This is a genomic window from Mesorhizobium sp. P2_F7 (assembly GCF_056403695.1).
The window spans coordinates 302,173-325,624 of record NZ_JBFUFA010000005.1; the positions used below are offsets into that span (position 1 = coordinate 302,173).

Consider the following 23,452-nt stretch of genomic DNA (forward strand, 5'->3'; position numbering starts at 1 on the left):
TGCATTCGGTGCGGAATATCCCGGCAACAGAACGCGTTCATGCGGGACGTGCCACAACCAAAGGAGAATGAAATGTCTATCCTGTCATCCATCGGTCGGCTTGCGACCGAGTTCAGCGCGGCCCGCGCCCGCTTCCAGACCGAACGTGCGATCCGCTCGCTGCCGATCGAACTGCAGAAGGACATCGGCTGGCCTGAAGCTGCCGACACCAAGACCGGTGCACGCCACGGCGTCGGATCCTGGGCTGGAGCAAAGTAAACCATTGTGTACCATGTGCTGAAGGCCTGCCGCGCGGACCAGCCCGGCAGGCCTTCTCTATTTTATTCGTACTCAAATGAATTTCAGAGCCATGTTGCCACTGCATGGCGCATATGTGCAAGTTGCATAACGCCTTAATGTCGCGCTTAACACGTTGTAAGTAATCGTAAATTTTAGGCAGAATGCCCAGAAATGTCGCAATCGATGTCGCATTTCCATTCAAGCGCTTCGCATTTGCGATTTAGTTTCTGCTCACACACGCCTATATCAGCGCCAGCAAACGAGCTGCCCCACTCCATCAAGCGAAGGCGACCCGTCTGAGCAACCGATAGGAGATGATGATGAAGCTTTTTGCCCGCCTTTTTGCCCGCCGCGAAATGAACCTGACGACCGCTCTCGAGCGCCAGCGCCTTGCCAACACCATGCCCGGCCAGACCGGCGCCATGAACGCGGTGCGCCTCGGCTTCGTCGCCTGAGATCACGACTACCGCGCAGCGCTCCCTGCCGCTGTCGACAGTCGATTACAGCGCCGCTTCGGTTTGACCGAGGCGGCGTTTTTCGTTCTGAAGCCGATGTTGCGGGATAGCGATGCTCATTCCGGTGGCAGCCTTTGCCCGTCATCCCGGACAATTGCCCATTTGCGACCCATGTCGCAAATTTAGTTGCCACTTGGCCGCCTAGCCGATTGACAGGAATGGTTTTTCCTGATGTCGCTATGCTGTTCGCGACATCCTGTTCGCGCCATGGCTGCGTGAGGTTCCCTTGAACGCCGTAAAGCATCCGATCAAGCGATCGTTTGTATTCTTCCTTGTCCCCGACTTCACCATGATCGCCTTTGCGACGGCGCTCGACCCGCTGCGCTCGGCCAATCGCATGCTCGGCTATGAGGCCTATTGCTGGCGCCTCGCCAGCATCGATGGCAAGCCGGTGCGCGCCTCCAATGGCGTCGAATGCGCGGTCAACACCTCGCTCGAGGAAGAGCGCAAGAAGATGGCCGGGCCGGATCGGCCGAACATGGCCATTGTCTGCAGCGGCATGAATGTCGAGCGCTACCAGAACAGGTCGGCCTTCGCCTGGCTGCGCGAGGAATACAACAGAGGCGTCGCCGTCGGCGGCCTGTGCACCGGCGCGCATATCCTTGCCGCCGCCGGCCTGCTCTCCAACAAGCGCTGCGCCATCCACTGGGAAAACCTGCCGGGCTTTTCCGAGGCTTTTCCGAAGGCCAATGTCTTCGCCGACCTCTTCGAAATCGACCAGAACATCTACACCTGTGCCGGCGGCACTGCAGCGCTCGATATGATGCTGAAGCTGATCGGTGACGATTTCGATGACAATCTGGTCAATCGTGTCTGCGAACAGGTGCTGACCGACCGCGTGCGCAGCCCGACCGACCGCCAGCGCCTGCCGCTGCGCGCCCGCCTCGGCGTGCAGAACTCCAAGGTGCTGACCATCATCGAACTGATGGAAGGCAACCTCTCCGAGCCGCTGTCGCTGATCGAGATCGCCGACCATGTCGACCTGTCGCGCCGCCAGATCGAGCGCCTGTTCCGCACCGAGATGGGCAGGTCCCCTGCCCGCTACTATCTCGAAATCCGCCTCGACCGTGCCCGGCACCTCTTGATCCAGTCGTCGATGCCGGTGGTCGAAGTGGCGGTCGCCTGCGGCTTCGTCTCGGCCTCTCACTTCTCCAAATGCTACCGCGAGCTCTACGCCCGCTCGCCGCAGCAGGAGCGCGTCGACCGCAAGCAGCTGCTGGCCGCCTGAAGCTCTTCAGTACGGCGCGTCCTCTCGGACGCGCCTTGATCTGTTCGAGCTACTTGCGTGGCGACCTGACGACCAGGACCGGACAACGCTCGGCCACCGGATAATCGCCGCTGGCAACGAGGCGGACATCCTCGAAGTAGCGCGACGCTTCCGCCACATGCAGGTCCTCGCCCAGCCAGCAGCAGATCGTGTCGGAATCCTTGTAGAGGTTGATGAAGCCGAAATCGTCCGGCTGCCAGCCGCCTGCCGCCATCAAGGCGGTTCGGTCACCAAACATGTCGACGATGGCGTCCCACACGGCGGACATCTTCAGGCCGTAGTCCGGCGCGGCAGCCGGCAGCGACAAGGCAATGCGAAGAACGATCTCGGCCAGCGCCCTGACCCGACCGGAAAGCGCGTCGGCCTTGATGGCTTCGAGGGGTTCCGCAGACTTGGGCCGCGCAAACAGCCTGATGCCGGCGCGGCCGCCGGGCCGCAGCACACGGGCCATTTCTTCAAGGCATTTCAGCCGCTGCGCCTCGGTCGTCACCGCCGAAAGGCAACCGTCGCCGACAATGGCGTCGAGGCTCTTGTCGGGCAAAGGCAGGTCCAGCCAGTTCCCGGCAACCGCCTTTCTGGAGGCGTCGTCACCGATCCACAGCGCGCCGATCATATGCGGGTTGGCATCGACGGCAACCAGACTCCTGCCGAGCCGAGCGAATTCCGGCGTGACGCCAAGCAATGCCAGGTCGGCCGCATCGGTATCGAGCTCGCGTCTCAGCACGCCGACGACATCGGCATGCGGCCGCATCGGCGGCTTGAACAGATCCCAGGTTCTGCCGATTTGCGCCCACAGGTCGGACATGCCGATCACCCCCTTTTGTAGTTCCCCGGAACAGGGCTTTATATTACCACTTGCTGAAACGGAAGCGGCCGGGGGGCCAGATGGCGCACATCGTGGTGATCACGCACGAGCATGACCGCTTGCTCGAGCGCAAGATTTTCCGACGCGCTCAGAGCAGCTACATGATCCACGGCATCCTCGAGGAACTGCGCCGGCACGGTCATTCGTGGGAGATCGCCAAAGGGCCATCGAGCCGCGCGAGGGGCGATGCGGCCATTCTTCACGTCGACGCTACGCTGGTCGAACCGGCCTACAGCGAATATGGCCGACGCTTCCCGCTTTGCCTGAATGTCGGTGTAAGCGATATCTCGAAACGCCGTATCAGCGTCGCCAGGGTGATCCAAGGTGACGGCTGGAAAGGCCCGGTCATCGTCAAGGGCAACCTGAACTGCAGCGGCCTGCCGGAAGCACGCATAAACGCGCGCGCCACGCGGGCAGGAAGGTCCGCGCCGTTCCCCGATGCCCTGGTGATAAAGGAATATGAGGTGTTCGAAAGCCCTTCGCTGGTGCCGCCAGCGGCTTTCGATGACCCGGCCCTGCTGGTCGAACGGTTCCTGCCTGAAATCGAGCCTGACGGGTTCGCCCTGCGCTACTGGGTCTTCTGCGGCGACTATGATTTTTGCGGTCGCTTCGTCTCACGCGACCGCATCATCAAGGGCGCGACGGTGTTTCGCAGCGAAATTTGCCCAGTCCCTGAAGACCTGCGCCGTCGACGCAAGGAATTGGGCTTCGACTATGGCAAGTTCGACTTCGCCGTACATGACGGCAAGACCTACCTGATGGACGCCAACAAGACGCCTGGCAGGATTCCGCTCGACGCTGGGGAAGTCGCGTCCCCGCCGCGCATGGCGGACGCATTGGACCGCCTGATCCGCAACGCATTGTCCTGAAGGCGATCGTCTGCCAGCCAAGGTAAGCAATTCCAGGAAAAGTATGGGCGGTTTTCCCGGGAAAAGCGCGAAGCGCTTTCCCTTGGGAATTGCGTGAGAACAAAGAGATAGAACGTTTCGCCGTTTCCGTGAAACGGTGAAACGCTCTAGTGAGCGTCGAACATCCAGCTGCGGTCGCGCCACATTTTTTCGCCGACCTGGCAGTCGGTCGGCCGGTCCTGCGCCAGCACCACCGGCGGATGCCCGGCCTCTTCCCGCGCCCATTGCGGTGAAGCAGGGCCGGCCAGCTCGAGCACCAGCTTGCGGCGGATGGCTTCGGGAAACTGCGTCCAGTCATTGACCGGGATCATGAAGGCGCCGGGCCCACCGATAACGCAATCGCTGTAATAGCGGTCGAGATTGTTGACGTCGTAGCCACCGAACCCGCCGCCGCGCGTCATCAGCGGCAGGCCGTTGATGATGATGCCTTGCTTGACTACCGCGTCGCGGGTGATGTCGACGGGTGCGCCCTGATTGTTGGGCCCGTCACCGGAAATGTCGATGACGCGCTTTGTGCCCTGGTAGCCGCTCTCAGCAAAAAGATCGCTGCCGAATTCCAGCGCGCCGGAAATCGAGGTGCGCCGGGCGCTGGCCGGCGGATGGGCGGAAAGCTGCGCCGCAACCCGCTCGGCATCGGCCCGGCTGGCGATCACCGTCCACGGCACGACGACCACCTGCGTGGTCGCTCCCGCCCATTCGACATAGGTGACCGCGACCTTGCCATAGGCGCCGTCGGCAATCGCTTGCAGCACATTGTCGTGCGTCAACGCCGCGGCATAGCCGTGACGCTGTATCTCGAGTTCGGCCGGCGACATCGACAGCGAGACGTCGACGGCCAGCACCAACTCGACATCGACCGGCTCGGCGGCGTCAACTGCTGACGCCAGCCAGAGCCCCAGCGCCAGCGCGGCGCTGCCTGAGAGGAAATGTCTTGCGCAAGAAAAAGCAGACATGCCGCAAGGTAAGCGAGAATCGGTTGCTGACAAAGGGAAAAGCTGGGCCAGAAGCCGAGCTTATGCGCTCACTTTTGCAACCTCCGTCGACCTTTTTTAGCAGCGGGAACGACCACAACCTCAGTGGTCTTGCCTGCGTCATCCTTGGCGGCCTTGTTCGCGGCATCCTCGATGGCCTTCTTTGCGGCTACTGCTTTCTCTGCGGTACCCGATATCCGGAATGTGGCGACAGACGTCGGAGTCTTCGGCGGTGCCAATGCAAGGCTTTCAAGAACAGATCCGTCCGCTGCAGCGGATTTTCCAGGTGTAACGATTTCGGCGATCCGACGGCTTACATCTCGGGTTGCCGTCAGCGAAGACACCGCCTGCGCCCAGAATGGCGCACCGAGTCCAACAAGCAAACCGCCCACCAATAACCAGAAAGCATTTGCGATCGTCGGCAGCACAAATGACGGCTTGGCAAACCCCAAATTCAACTCTGCTCTACAGAACTTTGTCAGATCCCGAACATAGTTGGGATCGTCCGGACCTTTCTCGGCGGCGTTCGCATCGTCTGACTCTTTCTTAGCAACCGGATCGACAGCCGCTGGCCCCATCCAGAATGTCCAGCCGCACGTCTCTAAATGGTCCGAAGCTCCCGGCCAACCGACCGGCGCGCCTAGATTGGCAAGCTCCGTATTTTTCTTGTTCGCATCTTTAATGGCAGCTTCCAGACCGCCGATTGCGTCCTCCAGATCCTTCGTGTCCTTCGCATCGTTCGTGCCGAGATTTGGAGACAAGCTATCGAGCTTTGCCGTCAGAGCCTGATATTCGTTGGATGTTTTGACGTTTTGGGCGGCGACATTCTGCGCCAAGTCCGGATCCTTGATGTAAGTGACCACCAATTCATACGGCTGAACATAGAACATCCACGCCACAACAAAGGCCAGGACCACTGAAAACAGGCGCGCTCTGCGTTCGAAATAGGCTGACGCCTCATTGCCGAATGCCTCGTACTTCTGGGCGATATCCTTCACGACATCTTCAGCCACGGTATCAGCGGCAGCGACGATACGATTGTCGGCAAGTTTTTGTGTGAACACTTCGACCGGGATATCCGTCATCATCGATGACTCGACCAGCCAGTGCAGAAACTTGCTGAACACCCCGCGCTTCGGATCGGACCCCTCCGGCGGAAGAGCCCGGTTTTCCATGATGATGTCGGCGAATTTGTTCGCCGCCGTCTTCTCTTTTGCCTTGTCTTTCGTGGTACCTGAGGTCTCGTCTGCGGCTACGGGCTTGGCGTCTGCCGCCTTGAGCTTGTCAGCGACTTGCAACCTCGGCTCGATAACTCGGTCGTAGAGGTTTTGCAGCATCAGCCGCAAACCCTTACTCCGCAGACCAAAGATGCGATGGATCATCTCCACCAACGTAGAGACAATGATCGAGAATATCAGCATCGTCGTGGCAAAAGCCAGCAACGCGGTCAACCATTGCATGATTGCGATCCCCCGAGCAAATATCCGCGCCCAAAAGCGAGCGGATTTTGACAAAATCCTACTCTCTATTTAAAGGAATACAACATATTTCAAGTCAAGAAAGACGCCGCGAGAATTCAACCAAAATTGATCGGACCACCGGAGTCGCCGAGAAAAACGGCAGCGGGTCCGGCGACAATCGCCGGACCCGCTGCAATCTTAATATGGCGTATATCGGTTGTTTGTGGCTTCAGATCAGGGCTCAACTCCTCGGCTTCAGATTCTCCGGATCGTAGAGCGGCTTGTAGCCCACGGCCGCCACTTCGACCGGATAGCTCTCGCCAAAATACTCCACGTTGAGTTTGCGGCCTTCCTGTGCAAAGGCCCAGGGCAGATAGGCAAGGCCGATGTTCTTGCCGATGGTCGGGCCATAGGCCATCGACGTCGTGAAGGAACGGCGGCCGAGGTCGTCGACCAGCGTCTCGCCCGTCTTCGGATCCATCACCGGCATCGTGCCGACGGGATAGCGGGCAACACCCTTCTTATCGACGTTCTCGGTCATCACCAGCGTGCACAGGATGGCCGGCTGGTGTTCGCGGGCGCGGTATTCGACATGCTTGGCCTTGCCGCAGAAATCGTTCTCTTTGACCTTCGGACGGGCAAGATCGGCTTCCAGCAGATTGTACTCGGTCAACAGATCGGCATTCTGCAGCCGCAGGCTCTTTTCCATACGACGCGTGTTGGCATAGGTCTCGACGCCGAACGGCATGACGCCGGTCGAGCGCAGCGCGTCCCAGACGGCGAGGCCGTCCTCGTAGCGCATATGCAATTCCCAGCCCTGCTCGCCGACATAGGAGATGCGGAAGGCGGTGACATCCTTGCCGCCGATCCCGACCGGCTTGATCGCCGCGAACGGGAAATTCTCGATCGAAAGCCCCTCAGGATTCTCGACCACCTTCTGCAGCGTGGCGCGCGCGTTCGGACCCCAGATGCCGATGGTGACGTATTTTTCCGTCACGTCGGTGACGGTGACATCGAAGCCTTTGTCCTGCGCGGTGCGCTGCATGTAGCGGAAGTCGCGCGGGCCGGCATCGGCGCCGTCGATCAGACGGCAGCGATCGGCCATGCGGATGACGGTGAAGTCGGCGCGCACCATGCCTTCCTCGTCGAGGAAGTGGGTGTAGATGCCTTTGCCGATGTTGTTGTCGCCGCCGATCTTGGCCGCGCACAGCCATTCCAGCAGCGCGACATGATCGGGTCCTTCGATGTCGTACATGGAGAAATGCGACAGGTTGACGATGCCGCAATCCTCGCTCATCGCCAGATGCTCGGCATTGGACACGCGCCAGAAATGGCGGTTGTCCCACTCGTTCTCACGCACGGGAACCCGGTTGCCATACTTCTCCAGCAGATGCTCGTTGGCGGCATAGCCATGCGCGCGCTCCCAGCCGCCCAGTTCCATGAAGTAGCCGCCGAGTTCTTTCTCGCGCTCCCAGAACGGCGAGCGCCTTATGTTGCGGCCCTTGGAAAACGGCTCGCGCGGATGCACCGCGGGATTGTAAACCTTCATCGCCGTCTCGGTGCAGCGATCCCAGATGAACTGCTCTTTCGTCTGGTGCGGATAGAAGCGTGCATAGTCGATGGCGTGGTGGTCGATCTCCGTGCGGCCGTCGGTCATCCAGTCGGCGATCAGCTTGCCCATGCCGGGGCCGTCCTTGACCCAGATGGCGACGGCATACCAGAGGCCCCGCACCTTCTGGCTCTCGCCCATCGACGGGCCGCCATCGGCGGTGACCTGCAAGAGGCCGTTGAAGGAATGGCTTTCGTTATAACCGAGCTCGCCCAGGATCGGCGTCAGCTCCATGGCGCGCTCGAGCGGCGCCAGGATTTGTTCCATGTCGAGATCGCGCTGCGACGGCGACAGCCGCGCCTGGTCCTTCTCCAGCAAATCGCGCGGATGGCAAAGGCGCGGATTGTTTTCCTCGTAATAGCCCCATTCGATCTGGCCGCCCTCGGCGGTCTTGGGGTCGCCGGTGTCGCGCATATAGGCGGAATTGCCCTGGTCGCGCAGCAGCGGCCAGCCGATCTCCTTGCCGGTGCCGGCAAACTCATTGTAGGGGCCGAAGAAGGTCAGCGGATGGTCGATGGGCATCACGGGCAGGTCTTCGCCCACCATTTCTGCGATCAGCCGGCCCCAGATGCCGGCGCAGACGATGACATAGTCGGCCATGATGGTGCCGCGGTCGGTGACGACACCCTTGATGCGGCCATCCTCGACAATGAGGGATTTGGCCGGTGTATTGGCGAAGGATTTCAACTTGCCCGACGCTTCCGCCTGGTCGACCAGCTTACCGGCGACCGTTTGGGAACGCGGGATGACCAGGCCTGCATCCGGATCCCACAGGCCGCCCTGCACCATGGACTCTTCGATCAGCGGGAACTTTTCCTTGATCTCAGCCGGCTCGATCAGCCGGGCGCGGGTACCGAAGGACTTGGCCGAGGCGATCTTGCGCTTGATCTCATCCATGCGGCTGTCGTCGCCGACGCGCGCCACTTCAAGGCCGCCGATACGGGCGTAGTGGCCCATCTTCTCGTAGAAATCGATGGAATAGAGTGTCGTCCAGCAGGACAGGAAATCATGGCTGGTCGTGTAGCAGAAGTCGGAGGCGTGCGCGGTCGAGCCGATATCGGTCGGGATGCCCGACTTGTCGATACCGACAATGTCGGTCCAGCCGCGTTCGATCAGATGATGGGCGATCGATGCGCCGACAATACCACCCAGGCCGACGATAACGACCTTCGCCTGTTTCGGAAACTCTGCCATTGCCCGCGACTCCAAAGGAATAAAGCGGGCGGACTATAGGGCGGACCGGTAGGGCTATTGAAGCCTGTTTGCGACATTGGCAAAAGGCCGTGCGACCATGGGGCAGAATGTCCTGGCCGGCTCAGTCCAGCCCGGTCTTGCCCGGCGCCCAATAGGCCTTGGCTTTGATCCGCGACGAGCCGACGCCAGCTGTTTTCAGCGCGGCTCACATGCTGGATCGACTGCGCCTTGCCGGTCAGCACGAAATGCGCACCGCCGGCGGCAAGGGAGGATGTTTGGGTGGCAACCGCGCCAAGATGTGCTTCGCCAGCGACACGCTCGACCAGGGTAGCGTCGCCGAGGCCGATCGCCTCCAGAACCGGCCGATCGCGGCACGATGGAGACATGGGCGAGCCACGCCGGGCTCAGCGAACGAACGCTGGCGCGCATTCTTGCGCGTGAGACTGGAATGAGCTTCGGCCGCTGGCGCCAGCAGCTGACGATCATGCTGGCGCTGCAACGCATGGCCACGGGCGCTTCGATCCAGAGCGTGGCGCTCGACCTCGGCTATGAAAGCGCCAGCAGTTTCGTGACGATGTTCAGGAAGGGGCTCGGCACCTCGCCCGGCCGCTATATGGCCGAACGGCGCGGGCCGGCCGGCGACGCCTGAGCGACACCAGTCTTGAGAAGCTCTTGGAAGACCAGCTGCTTGCCGTCGCGCACGCTGTCTTCAAGCGCCGTCGCCTTCGCCAGATGCGCCGCGATGGCGCTGGCCAGCATGCATCCTGTCCCACGCATCGTTACGGCAAGGCGCGGCGTGTCGAAGCGGACCGGTTCCCTGCCCGGAACCAGCAGGATGTCAGTCGACCTGTCCCCCTTCGCGTGCCCGCCCTTGATCAGCAGAGCCTGAACGCCGGTGGCGGCCAGCAATTCCCGGCCCTGTCTCAGCAGGCCGTCCTCATCGGTTGCCGGTTCCGCGCCAACAAGCAGCGCCAGTTCGAGCAGATTTGGTGTGACCAGGCGACAAAGCGGCATCAGATCGCGCTTCATGAGAGGGACGGCATCGGCGGCCAGAAGCGCCCGGCCTGAAGTGGAAGCCATCACCGGATCCAGCACTGCCGGTATCGATGGATTTTCACGCAGCACGGCGGCGACGGCAACGGCAATCGGCGCGGTTGCCAGCATGCCGATCTTGATGGCCGCAACTTTATTGGCTTGCAACGCCGCCCGCATTTGATCGGCGACCAGACCGGGTTGCAGATGAATGATGTCGCTGACTGCGTCGTGCGTCTGCACCGTTACCGCGGTGACGGCAAGGCAGCTGCGCAGACCGACGGACGAGACCGTCCCTATATCGCGCGCAAGTCCGGCGCCGCCGCTGGAATCCGATCCGCCGACGACGAGCACATGCCGATCCTGCCTCAACGCCATGGGTTCGTCTTTTCGATCCATTCCCTGGCGCGCGCTTCAGGATCGGGATTGAACGTAATGTCCGTGACCACCGCGGCGCTGTCGGCGCCGGCATCGAAAACGCCGCCGAGCCGGTCAGGATTGAGGCCACCGATGGCGACCAATGGGGTGGGCGCGACCCGGCTCTTCCATTCGCCGATCCGTTCGAGCCCTTGCGGCGCCCATTTCATCTTCTTCAGGATGGTTGGATAGACGGGGCCGAGCGCAATGTAATCGGGTTTGGCGGCCATCGCCGTTTGCAGTTCGGCATGATCATGCGTGCTCAGTCCGAGCCTTGTGCCTGCCGCCCGTATCTGTGCGAGGTCGGCGGACTGCAGATCCTCCTGGCCAAGATGGACAAAGGCGCAACCTTCCTCGATTGCCAGGCGCCAGTGGTCGTTGATGATGAGTTGGCAGCTGTGTCGGGCGCACAAGGCTTTGGCCTTGCGGATTTCCGCGCGCAGTAGGCCCTCATCCATGTCCTTGATGCGAAGCTGCACCAACCTGACGCCGAGCGGTATCAGCCGCTCGATCCAGGCGGTGCTGTCGACGATCAGGTAGAAGGGATCGAGCTTCATGAGAAAACCGCCCTGCCGAAGGTCGGCGTCGATGGCATGGCGACATTGCGCGGCTCGAGCAGTCCCGAACCGAAAGCTTCGCGGCCGGCTTCGATCGCCTTGCCGAAGGCGCGCGCCATGCCAACCGGGTCGGCTGCCTTGGCAACCGCCGTGTTCAAAAGCACTGCGTCAAAACCGAGCTCCATCACGGTTGCCGCATGCGACGGCCGTCCAAGCCCCGCATCCACGATCAACGGAACATCAGGGAAATGCGCGCGCATCGAGCGCAGCGCCGTGATGTTGATTGGACCAAGGGCGGAGCCGATCGGCGCGCACCACGGCATCAGCACCTTGCAGCCCGCCTCGAGCAGACGCTCGGCGACCACAAGGTCATCGGTCGTATAGGGGAACACCGCAAAACCGTCGTCGCACAGGATGCGCGCGGCCTCGACCAGGCCGAACACATCAGGCTGCAGCGTGTCGTGGTTGCCGATCACTTCGAGCTTGATCCAGGAGGTGCCGAAGACCTCGCGCGCCATCCTGGCCGTTGTGACGGCTTCCTTGACGGAATGGCAGCCGGCCGTATTTGGCAGGACTTTCACGCCGAGCGAGCCGATCAGGGACCAGAATTTCTCACCAGCCCTGCCGCCTGCCATCTCGCGCCGCAAGGAGACGGTCACCACCGACGTGCCCGATGCCTTGACCGCCTCGGCAAGGATGGCGGGCGAAGGATATTGCGCGGTGCCGAGAAGCAGCCGGGAAGATAGTGTTGTTCCGAGAAGCTCGAACATTCTAGCCTCCTTGCATCGGTGAAAGAATTTCGATCCGGTCGCCGTCGCTCAACCGGAACTCTGCCCGATTGGCTTTGTGGACGATTTCGCTGTTGACTGCGGTCGCCAGCCAGTCGCCTTCATAGTCGAGCGCGGCGAGCAGGCCGGCCAGCGTTGTGGTGGCGAACTCAAGCACTTCGCCGTTGACGGTCAGTTTCATGCGCACGCTCCTTGTCGTCATTGAAGACGCGTTCGGCCGCCAGCCGCGCCATGGCGGGCGCGAGAAGGAAGCCATGGCGAAAAAGTCCATTGATCGCGACCGTGCTTCCAAAAACCTCGACACGCGGAAGATTGTCTGAGAAGGCTGGACGAATACCGGTACCGGTCTCGATGATGCCGGCCTCGCCGAACGCCGGATGCAGGGCGCAGGCGGCACCGAGCAACTCTATCGTCGAACGGACTGAAACCGGGTCTTCGGACCGGCTTTCGATCATCGTCGCGCCGACCATGAAACACTGGTCGCCGCGTGGAACCAGATAGAGCGGAAAGCGAGGATGAAGCAGCCGGACCGGTCGCGACAGCGAGACGTCCGGTGTACGCAGGATCAGCATCTCGCCGCGAACGCCGCGCAGCCCGTCATTGACCGCCGCCATTCCCTTGCAGTCGATCTGGCGATCGAAACCGGAAAGCAGATCGCCATCGGTGCCGAAGCGGAATTCGGAGCCCATGGCTATTAGCTTTTCATACAGCGCCGCCATGGCCTGGCGTGGGTCGAGATGGGCCTCGCCGGGGAAGAAAAGTCCGCGGCGAAAGCGGCCGGCGAGATCCGGCTCCAGAAGTGCTATTTCGTCTTCATCGACACGCCGGTACCCTGACGTACGGCTGGCAAACCGGTCGAGTTCGCCAGCATCGCGCGGCGACGCGATGACCAGAGTCCCGGCCCGTGTTACCCGGCCAGGTGTTGCCGCCTCCCACCAGTCGGCCGCGCCGCGTCCAAGGTCCAAAACCGGCTGCTCGGCGCTTTCACGCTCGCACCAGGGCGCCAGCATGCCGCCGGCAAACCACGATGCATTGCTGCCAAGGCTTTGCCTTGCCTCCGCAACGACCACGCTCGCGCCGCGCCTGGCGAACTCAAAGGCGGCGGTGAGGCCGGCGACGCCGGCCCCTTTGACCAGCACCCTCATCACGGCGCCGGCGCCTCTGCCGGCGTTGCCGGTGAGCCGATCTCGTCGGCAGGCATATAGAGGTCGCCTCCGGCGCGATATTTCGCTGCCATGGCGGCCATGCCTTCCTTCTGCGCCTCGGCCCGGATGTCATGGGAAATGCGCATGGAGCAGAATTTCGGCCCGCACATGGAGCAGAAATGCGCCAGCTTGTGCGCCTCCTTGGGCAAGGTCTCGTCGTGGAAGGATCGCGCGGTTTCGGGATCGAGCGACAGGTTGAACTGGTCCTCCCAGCGGAACTCGAACCGGGCCCGGGAAAGGGCATCGTCCCTGAGCTTCGCCGCCGGATGGCCCTTGGCCAGATCGGCGGCATGGGCCGCGATCTTGTAGGTGATCACCCCCGTCTTGACGTCGTTGCGGTCCGGCAGGCCGAGATGTTCCTTCGGCGTCACGTAGCAGAGCATGGCGGTGCCGAACCAACCGATCATCGCCGCGCCGATGCCGGAGGTGATGTGGTCGTAGCCCGGCGCGATGTCGGTCGTCAGCGGCCCCAGCGTGTAGAACGGCGCCTCGCCGCAGACGGCGAGCTGCTTGTCCATGTTCTGCTTGATCTTGTGCATCGGCACGTGGCCGGGGCCTTCGATCATCACCTGGCAGTCCTTGGCCCAGGCGATCTGCGTCAGTTCGCCGAGCGTTTCCAGTTCGGCGAATTGCGCGGCATCGTTGGCGTCGGCGATCGAGCCCGGACGAAGGCCATCGCCGAGCGAGAAGGACACATCATAGGCCCGGCAGATGTCGCAGATCTCCGCGAAGTGCTCATAGAGGAAGCTTTCCCGGTGATGGTGCAGGCACCATTTGGCCATGATCGAACCGCCGCGCGAAACGATGCCGGTGACCCGGTTCACGGTGAGCGGGATGTAGTGCAACCGCACGCCGGCATGGATGGTAAAATAGTCGACGCCCTGCTCGGCCTGCTCGATCAGCGTGTCGCGATAAACCTCCCAGGTCAGGTCTTCAGCGATGCCGCCGACCTTTTCGAGCGCCTGATAGAGCGGCACCGTGCCGATCGGCACCGGCGCATTGCGAACGATCCATTCGCGGATGTTGTGAATGTTGCGCCCTGTCGAAAGGTCCATCACCGTGTCGGCGCCCCAGCGGATCGCCCACACCATCTTCTCCACCTCTTCGGCCATCGAGGAGGTGACCGCCGAGTTGCCGATATTGGCGTTGATCTTCACCAGGAAATTGCGGCCGATGATCATCGGCTCGCTTTCGGGATGGTTGATATTGGCGGGAATGATAGCCCGTCCGCGCGCCACCTCGTCGCGCACGAACTCCGGGGTGACGAAGTCGGGGATATCAGCGCCAAAACTTTCGCCGTCGCGCTGCAACTGGCCGCGCAGCATCTCGCGGCCGAGATTCTCGCGGATGGCAACGAATTCCATCTCAGGCGTGATGATGCCGGCGCGCGCATAGGCAAGCTGGGTCACCGCCTTGCCTGCCGTGGCTTTGAGCGGCCGGTTGCGAACCGGAAATTCCGGCGTCAGGCGCTCGCCGGCGGCAAATCCGTTGTCTTCCGGCCGCACATGGCGGCCGTCATAGGCTTCGACATCGCCACGCGCCGTGACCCATTCGTGCCGAAGTCGGGCAAGGCCCTTTTCGATGCTGGTTTCGACAGCCGTATCCGTATAGGGCCCGGATGGATCGTAGACGGTGACGGGCGGCTCGCCGGCCGTCGGATGAACAGAGATTTCGCGCATCGGCACCGCGATGTGCGGATGGAGGATACCGGGCTTGTGGATCTTGCGGGAGGCAGGCAGCGGTCCCGTCGAAACGGCGGGGGTAAAGGCATTCATTGTGAGGCTCCTTTGCTCGTGCATTGGAGACCCAGTTCTGTGCCGGAAGGATGAAAAGACGCCTTGGCCGCCCTGTTCGAAACAGGACCTCGGGCATGGAATCCCGCAAAGCGCTTGCACCGTCCCTACGCCAGTATGAACTGGATCAGGTTCAACGGGTCACTGCGCTGCGAAAGCCAGCAGTATCTCAGCCCCTTGTCGGGACCCCCCTGGTGAATGCGTCAAGTTGAACGGGCTAACGTGGTTTTGTCAAGCGACTCTGCCGGCTCAGGCGAAAGCCCAGATATCCTCGGCCTGGAAGCCGACCTGGTAGCCTGCGGTCTTCAGCTTGACCACGACCTGGCCGATCTCGGCTGCCGGCAGTGCGCCGACCTCGACCTTGATCATGCCGGGACGATAGCGCTTGAGGTCGAGCTGTTCGAAGACGATCCAGTCCGCACCCTCGCAATCGACCAGGAAGGCGTCGATATGCGTGACGCCGTTGCGGTCGAGCAGGGTCTGCAACGTTTCCGACGGCACCTCGATATCCCTGAGGTGCGGCGCGAACTTGTTGAAATTGGCGTCTGCCTCGCCCCAGGCGTTCTTGCCCGACATCAAATTGGTGTCGGTGACCGACGAGCAGCCGATGAACTCGATCGGCAGCGTGCCGGCCTCGAGCGCTGCTGCATCGAAAGTGTGGACGGTGATCGTGCCCTTGGTTTTGGTCACCGCAACCGGCTCGATGATGAATCGGGTCGTGTCGGGATAGTTGGCGCGCAGCCGCTTCTGATTGTACGGGATCGGCTCGACCAGCACGGCCCGCGCCCGCGGAATGCGATGCAGCCACGGCGTGACGTCGTCGAACAGCGCGCCGTCGCAGGCGCCGACATTGACCATCTGGAACGGTTGCCCGCCACCGCTGAAGCGCGCCTTCAGCGCCGCCTTGGCCAGGAATTTCGTGCCATGCAGCGCCGGCCCGCGATCGAGTAGGCCGGCGGGCAGACCGAGTGAAAGGGCAATGCGCGCCAGACCGGATACAGAACTCATGGCTTATCTCCGGGAAGGGCGTGCAAGGCGATGGGCCGCCTTCCATTCAGGTTTGCCGACGCCCACAGCGCCATGACCGGACCCACCAGCAGCAGGAAGGGCGGCAAAAGGTTGGGGAAATAGATGCGGGTGTCGTGGATCGGAAAGACGGTGAATTTCGCCAGCACGCCAAGCACAAGTGCTGCCAGCAGGATGCCGGCGCGGCGATCGAGCCGGAAGCCGGCGCGGCTGAGCGCAAACCACCCGGCCAGAGCCAGCACCGAAACGCCGACCCAGCTGTTGAGCTCAATGGCGCGAAGGAAGGACGCGGCAAACGCCTTGAGATAGGCGGCGACCGAAAACGGCGGCTCGAAGCCATCCATATTGTAGTGCTGCTCGATGCTGGAGAACCACAGATGCGGCCACCAGCCGGGATGCTGCGCCCAGTGCGAGATGGCGAAATAGGCGACAAAGGACGCGGCAAAGCCGGCCAGCGCGCCCCATGCCCGCTGCCGGAAAACCACCAGCAGCACGGCGAAGATGGCAAGGAAAACAATATTGTCCGGCCGCGCCATGAAGGCGAGGAAGAGCAGGACCGCGGTTGCCACTTCGCGGCCACGCACATAGGCAAGCAGCCCGCCGAGGAACAGCGCGGAACACAACAGATCCGGCGTCGAGGCGCGTGCCGCATCGCCGAAATCGGCCATGATCAGCACCGCGCCGACCACCGGCGCCAGCGCGAGCGCGCCTTCGGTTCGCAGCCACAAAAGCACGATCGCACCGAACAGCAGCACCGAGACCACCTGCAGCACCCGCATCGCCTCGACCGGCGACATCACCGCGCCCATCGTCGACAGGATCTCGGCGTAGAGGAACTTGATCCGGTACATGCCGAGCAGCGAATGGAAGTCGGCGGCATCTTCAGCCATATGGCTGCGAAAGCCACCGCCATCGTCGGTCAGCGCCTTGTAGTCGGCCGCCGACACGCCGGCCTGGACCGTGCTGTAGGCATAGTCATGCAGCGCCTGCGCATCGGGATAAGTGCCCTCCTCGGCAATGGCGAGATAGGGCAGCATGTCCCAGTTGGCGTCGGGCATCGTCCAGGCGGTAAAGGCCGTGACCAGGATGTAGAGCGAAAACGCGATCGCGCCGATCGGCGCCGCCCATCGCGCATAAGTCCCCTCGCCCCACGCCAGAGCGGCCGCGGTCAGCCGGTCGAGTGTGTTTTGCGCGGCGGGAGGCTTGCTCAGCATCATCAGGCTCGGGACTTAGCGGACTTGGCTTTTGACGAAATCCTTCACGATCGACACGATGCCGCGCGACAGCAGGCTGTCGAAGGCATCGACGAAACGGTCGACATGCTCGCGCTGGCAGATCAGCGGCGGCTCGAGGCGGATGACGTTGCGGTTGTATTCGGTGAAGGCGACGAGCACGTCATAGTCGCGCAACAACAGCGCGCCGACGAAGCCCGACAACGAGCCCTTCAGCTTGTCGTCGAGCACGCTGACGATCGGCCGCAGCACCATCGGCAAGGTCTGCGAGAAGTCGTGGAACTCGAGCCCGACCATGAAGCCTTTGCCGCGCGCGTCCTTGATGATCTTCGGATATTTTTCCTTCAGCGCCTGCAGCCGCTGCAGCAGGTACTCGCCGGTCGAGGCGGCGTTGTCGATCAGCCCCTCGTCATAGAGCACGTTGATGCCTTCGATCGCGGTGACGCAGGCCTCGCCCATGCCGCCGAAGGTGGCCATGGCGTGGATCATCGCCGTCTTCGGCGTGCCATAGGCCTTCATATAGACCTCGCGCCGCGCGATCATCGCGCCGACCGCCGCCTTGCCGGCGCCAAGCGACTTGGCCAGCGCCGTCACATCCGGCACCACACCGTAGTGTTCGAAGGCATAGAAGCGGCCCGAACGGCCGTAGCCGCACTGCACTTCGTCGGCCACCCACAGCACGCCATACTGGTCGCACAGCGCACGCAGCTTCTGCCAGTATTCGGCGGGCGCTTGGATGATGCCGCCGCCACCCTGGATGGTTTCAAGCACGATGACGCCGACCTCAGGATCGGAGCGGAATAGCCTCTCAACCGCCTCGATGTCGGCGAACGGAATGCGCACCGTATTGTCGGCCATCTTGAAATCGGCGCGGTAGAGCTGGCCGTCGGTGATACCCAGCACACCCTTGGTCTTGCCGTGAAAGGAATTCTCGGCATAGACGATTTTCGGGCGCTTCGGGCCGGCGGCGCGCTCGGCGAGCTTCACCGCCGCCTCCATGGCCTCCGAGCCGGACGAGCCCAGAAACACCATGTCGAGATCGCCGGGCGAGCATTTGGCGATGTTGTGCGCAAGCGCTGCCGCATATTGCGACATGAAGGCGATGGCGATTTCCTGGCGCTTTTCCTCCTGGAACTTTTTCCGCGCTTCCAGGATGCGCGGATGGTTGTGGCCGAAGGCCAGCGAACCGAAACCGCCGAAGAAGTCGAGGATCTTGCGGCCGTTCTGGTCGATGTAGAACATGCCTTCGGCGCGTTCGATCTTGATCTTGTGAAAGCCGAGCAGCTTCATGAAGTGCAGCTGGCCCGGGTTGAGATGCGCCTTGAACAGGTCGGTCATGCGCGCGACATCCATCGACTTCGCCTGCTCGACGCTGATCAGTTCGGGCTTGGCAATAGTGGCGGGCGATAGCGCCGGCGCACTGACCATGGTGCGCGCGTTCGTCTGCTCAGGCTTGGCCATGACGGTCATCTCGGAGTTCTCCTGGTCGTCCCATCTTATTCGGCAGGGACATGATTGGCGGTGACGGCAAGGCCGTCCTTCTTGGCGCGGTATTCGTTGTAGGCGGCGATCAGCATGTCCTCGTCGCGATATTGCGGCACCCAGCCGAGCTGGCGCTCGGCCTTCGACACGTCGAGAACGCACTCCTCATCGGCGATCAGATATTGTTCCGGATCCATGATCGGCATGTTCATGAGATCGAGCAGGTCGAGCGTGCGTTTGACCGCCCAGCCCGGCGTCGGGATCAAGAGCGACTTCGACTCGGCATGCTTGATCAGGTCGCCGAGCAATTTCTTCACCGGCGGCGGATTGAGCGAGCCCAGATTATAGGCCTCGTTGGGCACGCCGACCTTCCAGGCCGCGCGGGCGGCCTCGGCGCAGTCGAACACCGAGATGAACTGATAGGGGTTCTTGCCCGAGCCGATCATTGGCACCGGAAAATTCCAGTCGATCAGCTTGAACAGTTTTTCCAATATGCCGAGCCGGCCGGGGCCGATGATCAGGCGCGGCCGAAACAGCGAGATCGACATGCCGCGCTTGCGCCATTCGGCGGCGAGCTCCTCGGTCTTCTGCTTCGACCAGCCATATTCGCCGAGCGGCGCGACCGGGTGCTCCTCGGTCATCGGCTGGGTCACCGTGTGGCCGTAGATCATGTCGGTGGTGTAGTGGACGAGCTTGGGTGTGCCGGCTTTGTCCATCGCCTGCATGATGTGTTCGGTGCCGTGGAAATTCACCGGGAAGAAGAAGTCGTGGCGCTTGGCGCGCACCTGGATCGGCGACAGCATCTTGGCCGACAGATTGTAGACCATGTCGTCGGTCTTCAATCCGACTTTGGCCACCGAGGCCGGATCGGTCACATCGCAGGTGACGAAGCGGACCGAACGGTAGTGCGGCAGGTCGCTCTTGACGATGTCGGCAACGACAACCTCTTCACCGTCGGCCACAAGCTTCGGGGCAAGATGACGGCCGACGAAGCCGTCACCGCCGAAAATTATATGTCTCATCGAACGGTCTCGCTGTTGCTGATCTTGTCGGAGCTGATGGAAGCCGTCTGGTCCTCATGCCCGCGCCCGCTTTGCGCGATCAGCACCGTGCCGACGCAGATGAAGGCGATGCCGGAAATGCGCCAGGCGTTGAGGTCCTCGCGGAAGATGAAGTAGGCGAAGATCGCCACCGCGACATAGGCAAGGCTGAGGAACGGATAGGCAAAGCTGAGCTCGACCTTGGACAGCACATAGAGGTGCGAGGCCATCGAAATGACGAAGGTGCAAAGGCCGAGGAACACCCATGGGCTGAAGACGATATGCAGGAGCTTCAGAAGCGGGTTGGTGCCTTCGAACGAAATCGGGCCAAGCGACATCATGCCTTGCTTCAGCATCAGCTGCGCCGCGGCATTGGTCATGACTGTGAACAGAATGAAGACGATATATTTCATATTTTCCACCCGCCGCTCGCGACGGTCCTACCGCTAATCTGCAAACATTTCGTGAAGTCACGACAATGTTTGAGTAAACCATCGAACTTTCGGTCTATTGCCACGATTTATTCAAATTGTACCTATTCCGCTGCCTCGACGCGCCCCCTTGGCATCTCCAGTTTTTTCGCCGTCCGCAGCCAAAAACTGGACATGAACGCCGGGTCGCGCAACGCTTCCAGCCGCTGCCAATCCGGGAAGGAGGCGGCGAAAGTCTCGGCGCTCATGCGCGCATCCTTGTAGGGATTGACCGCCCCGCCGGCGGCGACCGTGATGCGGTCGAGCTCGCCAAGCAGTGCCAGTGTCTTGCCGCCGCGATTGGGGAAATCGAGCGTCAGCGTGAAGCCGGGCCGCGGAAAGGACAGCAGACCCGGCGAGCGGATCGAACCGAAGCGCTTCAGCACGGTGAGGAAGGAGCCCTGCCCTGCCCGCCGCGCCGCGTCGAGCAGCGCCGGCACAGCCTGGCGCGCGGCATTTTCCGGCACCACGCTCTGGTGCTGGTAGAGACCTTTTGGGCCATAGAGCCGGTTCCAGTCACTGACACCGTCTAGCGGAAAGAAGAAGCCCTGATAGCCGGTTTGGCGCGGCGCCGCCGAGCGCCCTTTGTTCCACCGGTAGGCGGCGTTGAAGGCAGTCAGGAACGGCCGGTTGAGCACGTTGAACGGCGGCTGGACCGGCACCGAAAGGCGGGAGCCGGCACGAGACGCGGCATGCGAGCCATGCTCGGCGTGATTGCCCGACAGCAACAGGCCGCGCCCGCGGCCATGGCCGCCGGCAAGCTGGTCGATCCAGGCGACGGCATATTCATTGGCCTGGTCGGCGGCCTCGGCCAGTTCGAAGAATTCACTGAGATCGGCAAACCGCGTCGCCGTCTCGACCATGTCGAGCGAAGGCACCCGCATCAGCCGGATCGAGGCCGACAGGATCAGGCCGGTGAGCCCCATGCCGCCGATCGTCGCCGCAAACAGCCGGGCATTGTCCACTGCCGAGCAGGTGTAGGTCCGCCCGTCCGAACGCAGCAGCGTCAGCGATTCGACATGGCAGCCAAAGGTGCCGCGCCGATGATGGTTCTTGCCGTGAACGTCGTTGGCGATGGCGCCGCCAAGGGTGACGAACTGGGTGCCCGGAACCACCGCCGGAAAGAAACCGTAGGGTGCGGCGTGCGCAATGATGTCGCACAGCAACACGCCGGCTTCCGCTTCGAGCACGCCGGTTTCGGCATTGAAGGCGCCGATACGGTTCAGCGGCCGCATGTCGACGACCGCGCCCGCTTCGTTCTGGCAGGAATCACCGTAGGAGCGACCGTTGCCATAGGCGAGCAAGCTGTCTGCCTTCGCCTTGCCGCCCTTCATCAACCCAATAGCCGTGTCAGCCGCGACGGTCCGCTTTGCGGCAGCCGTGGCGCGGCCGAAGCTCTGGAACCGTTCGCCCACCATGCCCTACCAGCCTCCGGCGACCAGCAGTGCTGCGCCGATAACCACGATGATCTGGCTGCGCCAGTCGCGGATGATGAAGACGACCGGATCGTCGTTCATCTCGTCGCGACGCGCCAGGATCCAGACGCGCATGGTCAAATACAGCACGATCGGCGCCAGCGGCCAGACCAGCCAGGGATGCGGATAGAGTTCGCGCACGGCGGCGCTGTCCATGTAAAGCGCCAGCACCAGCGCCGAGGAGAAGGCCGACGCCATTCCCGCCTGGGCGACGATGTCCTGGTCTTCGATGCGGTAGCCACGGCCGGCAATGCGCTCGCCCACCGGAATGGCTGTGGTGCGCAGTTCGACATAGCGCTTCACCAGCGCCAGCGACAGGAAGAAGAAAATCGAGAAGGCGAGCAGCCAGAATGAGACCTCGACGCCGGTCGCCGCAGCGCCCGCCAGCACGCGCACCGTGTAGAGGCCGGCCAGCGTCAGCACGTCGACCAGAAGCATGCGCTTGAATGACAGCGAATAGGCCGTGGTCACTACAATGTAGCCGGCGAGCACACCCAGGAACTCGATCGGCAGCAGAAGTCCGGCGGCGATGCCGATCGCCAACAGCGCGGCCATTGCGCCGAGGCCGAAGGGGATCGACAGCGCGCCGCTGGCGAATGGCCGGTTACATTTGGTCGGGTGCTTGCGGTCGAGCGCAAGGTCAAAGAAATCGTTGAGGATGTAGATGGCCGAAGCCACCGCGCTGAAGGAGACGAACGCCAGCAGGCATTGCCAGATCATGTTGGTGTTGAAGTATTCGTGCGACAGCACCATCGGCACCGCGATCAGCGAATTCTTCAGCCACTGATGCAACCGCAGCATCCTGACGAATGTCTTCAATGTCCTTTTCGGCGCCGGCAGCACTTCGGCGCTATTGGCGGCCTGCCAGCGCTTCGCATGGCGGTCAGGCGCCACGACGATGGCGTCGCGCGCGGCTTCGAAAACCTTGAGATCGTGACGGCTGTTGCCGGCATAGTCGAAACCGCCATCGCCATAGGCGGCAATGAGCGCGTCGCGCTTGCGGCCCGAGGTCATGTTGTGTGGACCGTCGGTCGCCAGCACATAGTCGAATATGCCCAGATGGGCGGCGATCGTCTCGGCGAACTTGCGTGGCGTACCTGTCGCCAGCACGATCTTGCGGCCATCGGCATGCTCGGCCCGCAGGCGTTGCAGCAACGCTTCGCGATAGGGCAGCGAGGCCGGATCGATGTCGATGCGGTCGGCAATGGCTTGCTTCAGCCGCGCCGGGCCGGCGGCCAGCCAGAACGGAACCAGGAAGATATAGAGCGGATTCTTCTTGAGAAGGATGAACAGACCTTCCCACAGAAGATCGGTCGCAATCAGCGTGCCGTCGAGGTCGACCGCAAGCGGGATTGCGTTCTTGTCCGACCGCGCATCCATGTCTGTCCTGTCCTGCTCATAAACCCGTCGCGCCGTGTTTCGGCGTCTTCGCAAGGGTATAGCGGCGGAACGGCGTAGTGAACGTTAAAACGCCTGGTTGCAGCCGGTAGACGCGACGATATTTCCCGCGTCATTGTTAAGCAATTGCTACCACCAACAATAAAAGGCCGGGCATTGCCCGGCCTCTACAAGAGCTACCCGCTAATGTTACTTGATGCGGGCGACGCCGCCCGAAATCTCGACCGTTTCCGAGCCGGTCAGGGCCTCGAGGTCACCATTCGGCAAGGTGACGAAACAGCCGTTGGGGCAGAATTCCACGGTCTCGCCGGCGGCCAGCGCCAGCTCCGTCTTGCCGCCGCCTTCCGTCACGATCAGCGTACGGGTCTCAGCGTCCTTGTTGACCGCGCTGGCGGCAAAGGCCGAGCCATTCGCTGCGGTAAGAGCGATGGCGACGACGAGCGACTTCCACATTTTGCAATATCGGTGT

Annotated in this window: 23 protein-coding genes, 1 pseudogene and 1 riboswitch; of the genes and pseudogenes, 6 read left to right on the forward strand and 18 right to left on the reverse strand. The window is 62.2% G+C overall.

Going from position 1 to position 23,452, the window contains the following annotated elements:
• The first annotated feature begins 72 nt into the window (after positions 1-72).
• From AC1DZ8_RS20085 to AC1DZ8_RS20095, 3 genes are all read left to right on the forward strand, one after another.
• The gene (locus tag AC1DZ8_RS20085; RefSeq protein WP_023700331.1) at positions 73-258 is read left to right on the forward strand and encodes a hypothetical protein; all 186 of its coding nucleotides are present in this window, start codon (positions 73-75) and stop codon (positions 256-258) included.
• Between the two features lie 341 nt (positions 259-599).
• Positions 600-734 (forward strand): hypothetical protein, encoded by a 135-nt coding sequence (locus AC1DZ8_RS20090; protein WP_023681787.1) that lies wholly within the window; start codon positions 600-602, stop codon positions 732-734.
• 349 nt (positions 735-1,083) lie between these two features.
• Positions 1,084-2,022: a GlxA family transcriptional regulator gene (locus AC1DZ8_RS20095; RefSeq protein WP_407941710.1), complete on the forward strand. Its 939-nt coding sequence runs from the start codon at positions 1,084-1,086 to the stop codon at positions 2,020-2,022.
• A gap of 49 nt (positions 2,023-2,071) precedes the next feature.
• On the opposite strand, the gene AC1DZ8_RS20100 is transcribed toward AC1DZ8_RS20095, so the two are convergent.
• Positions 2,072-2,866 (reverse strand): class I SAM-dependent methyltransferase, encoded by a 795-nt coding sequence (locus AC1DZ8_RS20100; RefSeq protein WP_477307427.1) that lies wholly within the window; start codon positions 2,864-2,866, stop codon positions 2,072-2,074.
• Positions 2,867-2,946: 80 nt separating this feature from the next.
• On the opposite strand from AC1DZ8_RS20100, the gene AC1DZ8_RS20105 reads away from it, so the two are divergent.
• The gene (locus AC1DZ8_RS20105) at positions 2,947-3,795 is read left to right on the forward strand and encodes a hypothetical protein (protein WP_477307429.1); all 849 of its coding nucleotides are present in this window, start codon (positions 2,947-2,949) and stop codon (positions 3,793-3,795) included.
• A 146-nt stretch (positions 3,796-3,941) separates the two neighbouring features.
• Here the strand turns inward: AC1DZ8_RS20105 and AC1DZ8_RS20110 are convergent, their stop codons facing one another.
• The 3 genes from AC1DZ8_RS20110 to AC1DZ8_RS20120 all read right to left on the reverse strand — a co-directional run bounded on the left by AC1DZ8_RS20110 (position 3,942) and on the right by AC1DZ8_RS20120 (position 9,068).
• Positions 3,942-4,787 carry a DUF1194 domain-containing protein gene (locus tag AC1DZ8_RS20110; protein WP_477307431.1) on the reverse strand — a complete coding sequence of 282 codons (846 nt, stop codon included), beginning with the start codon at positions 4,785-4,787 and terminating at the stop codon, positions 3,942-3,944.
• 68 nt (positions 4,788-4,855) lie between these two features.
• A complete protein-coding gene (locus AC1DZ8_RS20115) occupies positions 4,856-6,265 on the reverse strand; it encodes a hypothetical protein (protein ID WP_477307433.1) in 1,410 nt (469 codons plus the stop codon).
• Positions 6,266-6,506: 241 nt separating this feature from the next.
• Positions 6,507-9,068, reverse strand: coding sequence for a GcvT family protein (locus tag AC1DZ8_RS20120; RefSeq protein ID WP_477401491.1), 2,562 nt, complete (start codon positions 9,066-9,068; stop codon positions 6,507-6,509).
• Between the two features lie 164 nt (positions 9,069-9,232).
• Between AC1DZ8_RS20120 and AC1DZ8_RS20125 the strand changes: the two genes are divergently transcribed.
• Both AC1DZ8_RS20125 and AC1DZ8_RS20130 read left to right on the forward strand, forming a co-directional pair.
• On the forward strand, positions 9,233-9,520 hold the full coding sequence (locus tag AC1DZ8_RS20125) for a hypothetical protein (protein WP_477307435.1): 288 nt from the start codon (positions 9,233-9,235) through the stop codon (positions 9,518-9,520).
• A pseudogene (locus AC1DZ8_RS20130) lies at positions 9,427-9,717 on the forward strand (helix-turn-helix domain-containing protein); the annotation flags it as partial. The gene AC1DZ8_RS20125 and the pseudogene AC1DZ8_RS20130, both read left to right, overlap by 94 nt.
• On the opposite strand, the gene AC1DZ8_RS20135 reads toward AC1DZ8_RS20130, so the two are convergent.
• The 14 genes from AC1DZ8_RS20135 to AC1DZ8_RS20200 all read right to left on the reverse strand — a co-directional run bounded on the left by AC1DZ8_RS20135 (position 9,678) and on the right by AC1DZ8_RS20200 (position 23,436).
• The gene (locus tag AC1DZ8_RS20135; RefSeq protein ID WP_477307437.1) at positions 9,678-10,478 is read right to left on the reverse strand and encodes a hydroxymethylpyrimidine/phosphomethylpyrimidine kinase; all 801 of its coding nucleotides are present in this window, start codon (positions 10,476-10,478) and stop codon (positions 9,678-9,680) included. The pseudogene AC1DZ8_RS20130 and the gene AC1DZ8_RS20135 sit on opposite strands and share 40 nt — an antisense overlap.
• A complete protein-coding gene (locus AC1DZ8_RS20140; protein ID WP_477307438.1) occupies positions 10,469-11,074 on the reverse strand; it encodes a thiamine phosphate synthase in 606 nt (201 codons plus the stop codon). The genes AC1DZ8_RS20135 and AC1DZ8_RS20140 overlap by 10 nt, the downstream gene beginning before the upstream one ends.
• Positions 11,071-11,844 carry a thiazole synthase gene (locus AC1DZ8_RS20145; RefSeq protein ID WP_477307440.1) on the reverse strand — a complete coding sequence of 258 codons (774 nt, stop codon included), beginning with the start codon at positions 11,842-11,844 and terminating at the stop codon, positions 11,071-11,073. The genes AC1DZ8_RS20140 and AC1DZ8_RS20145 overlap by 4 nt, the downstream gene beginning before the upstream one ends.
• A 1-nt stretch (position 11,845) precedes the next feature.
• On the reverse strand, positions 11,846-12,043 hold the full coding sequence (gene thiS / locus AC1DZ8_RS20150; RefSeq protein WP_477307442.1) for a sulfur carrier protein ThiS: 198 nt from the start codon (positions 12,041-12,043) through the stop codon (positions 11,846-11,848).
• Positions 12,012-13,007, reverse strand: a complete 996-nt coding sequence (gene thiO / locus AC1DZ8_RS20155; protein ID WP_477307444.1) for a glycine oxidase ThiO — start codon at positions 13,005-13,007, stop codon at positions 12,012-12,014. Before thiO ends, thiS begins: the two co-directional genes overlap by 32 nt.
• Positions 13,007-14,842 carry a phosphomethylpyrimidine synthase ThiC gene (gene thiC / locus AC1DZ8_RS20160; protein WP_477307446.1) on the reverse strand — a complete coding sequence of 612 codons (1,836 nt, stop codon included), beginning with the start codon at positions 14,840-14,842 and terminating at the stop codon, positions 13,007-13,009. The genes thiO and thiC overlap by 1 nt, the downstream gene beginning before the upstream one ends.
• A gap of 104 nt (positions 14,843-14,946) precedes the next feature.
• Positions 14,947-15,063, reverse strand: a riboswitch (TPP riboswitch).
• Between the two features lie 46 nt (positions 15,064-15,109).
• A complete protein-coding gene (locus AC1DZ8_RS20165; RefSeq protein ID WP_477307448.1) occupies positions 15,110-15,868 on the reverse strand; it encodes an FkbM family methyltransferase in 759 nt (252 codons plus the stop codon).
• Positions 15,865-17,100 (reverse strand): hypothetical protein, encoded by a 1,236-nt coding sequence (locus tag AC1DZ8_RS20170; protein WP_477307450.1) that lies wholly within the window; start codon positions 17,098-17,100, stop codon positions 15,865-15,867. The genes AC1DZ8_RS20165 and AC1DZ8_RS20170 overlap by 4 nt, the downstream gene beginning before the upstream one ends.
• A 15-nt stretch (positions 17,101-17,115) precedes the next feature.
• Complete coding sequence (locus AC1DZ8_RS20175) at positions 17,116-18,546, reverse strand: aspartate aminotransferase family protein (RefSeq protein WP_477307492.1); 1,431 nt, start codon at positions 18,544-18,546, stop codon at positions 17,116-17,118.
• 68 nt (positions 18,547-18,614) lie between these two features.
• Positions 18,615-19,622 (reverse strand): NAD-dependent epimerase/dehydratase family protein, encoded by a 1,008-nt coding sequence (locus AC1DZ8_RS20180; RefSeq protein WP_477307451.1) that lies wholly within the window; start codon positions 19,620-19,622, stop codon positions 18,615-18,617.
• Positions 19,619-20,053: an EamA family transporter gene (locus tag AC1DZ8_RS20185; protein WP_477307452.1), complete on the reverse strand. Its 435-nt coding sequence runs from the start codon at positions 20,051-20,053 to the stop codon at positions 19,619-19,621. The genes AC1DZ8_RS20180 and AC1DZ8_RS20185 overlap by 4 nt, the downstream gene beginning before the upstream one ends.
• Positions 20,054-20,175: 122 nt before the next feature.
• Positions 20,176-21,528, reverse strand: a complete 1,353-nt coding sequence (locus tag AC1DZ8_RS20190; RefSeq protein WP_477307454.1) for an FAD-binding oxidoreductase — start codon at positions 21,526-21,528, stop codon at positions 20,176-20,178.
• Between the two features lie 3 nt (positions 21,529-21,531).
• Positions 21,532-22,965, reverse strand: a complete 1,434-nt coding sequence (locus tag AC1DZ8_RS20195; protein WP_477307456.1) for a UbiA family prenyltransferase — start codon at positions 22,963-22,965, stop codon at positions 21,532-21,534.
• Between the two features lie 207 nt (positions 22,966-23,172).
• Complete coding sequence (locus tag AC1DZ8_RS20200) at positions 23,173-23,436, reverse strand: hypothetical protein (RefSeq protein WP_112565226.1); 264 nt, start codon at positions 23,434-23,436, stop codon at positions 23,173-23,175.
• Between the last annotated feature and the right edge of the window lie 16 nt (positions 23,437-23,452).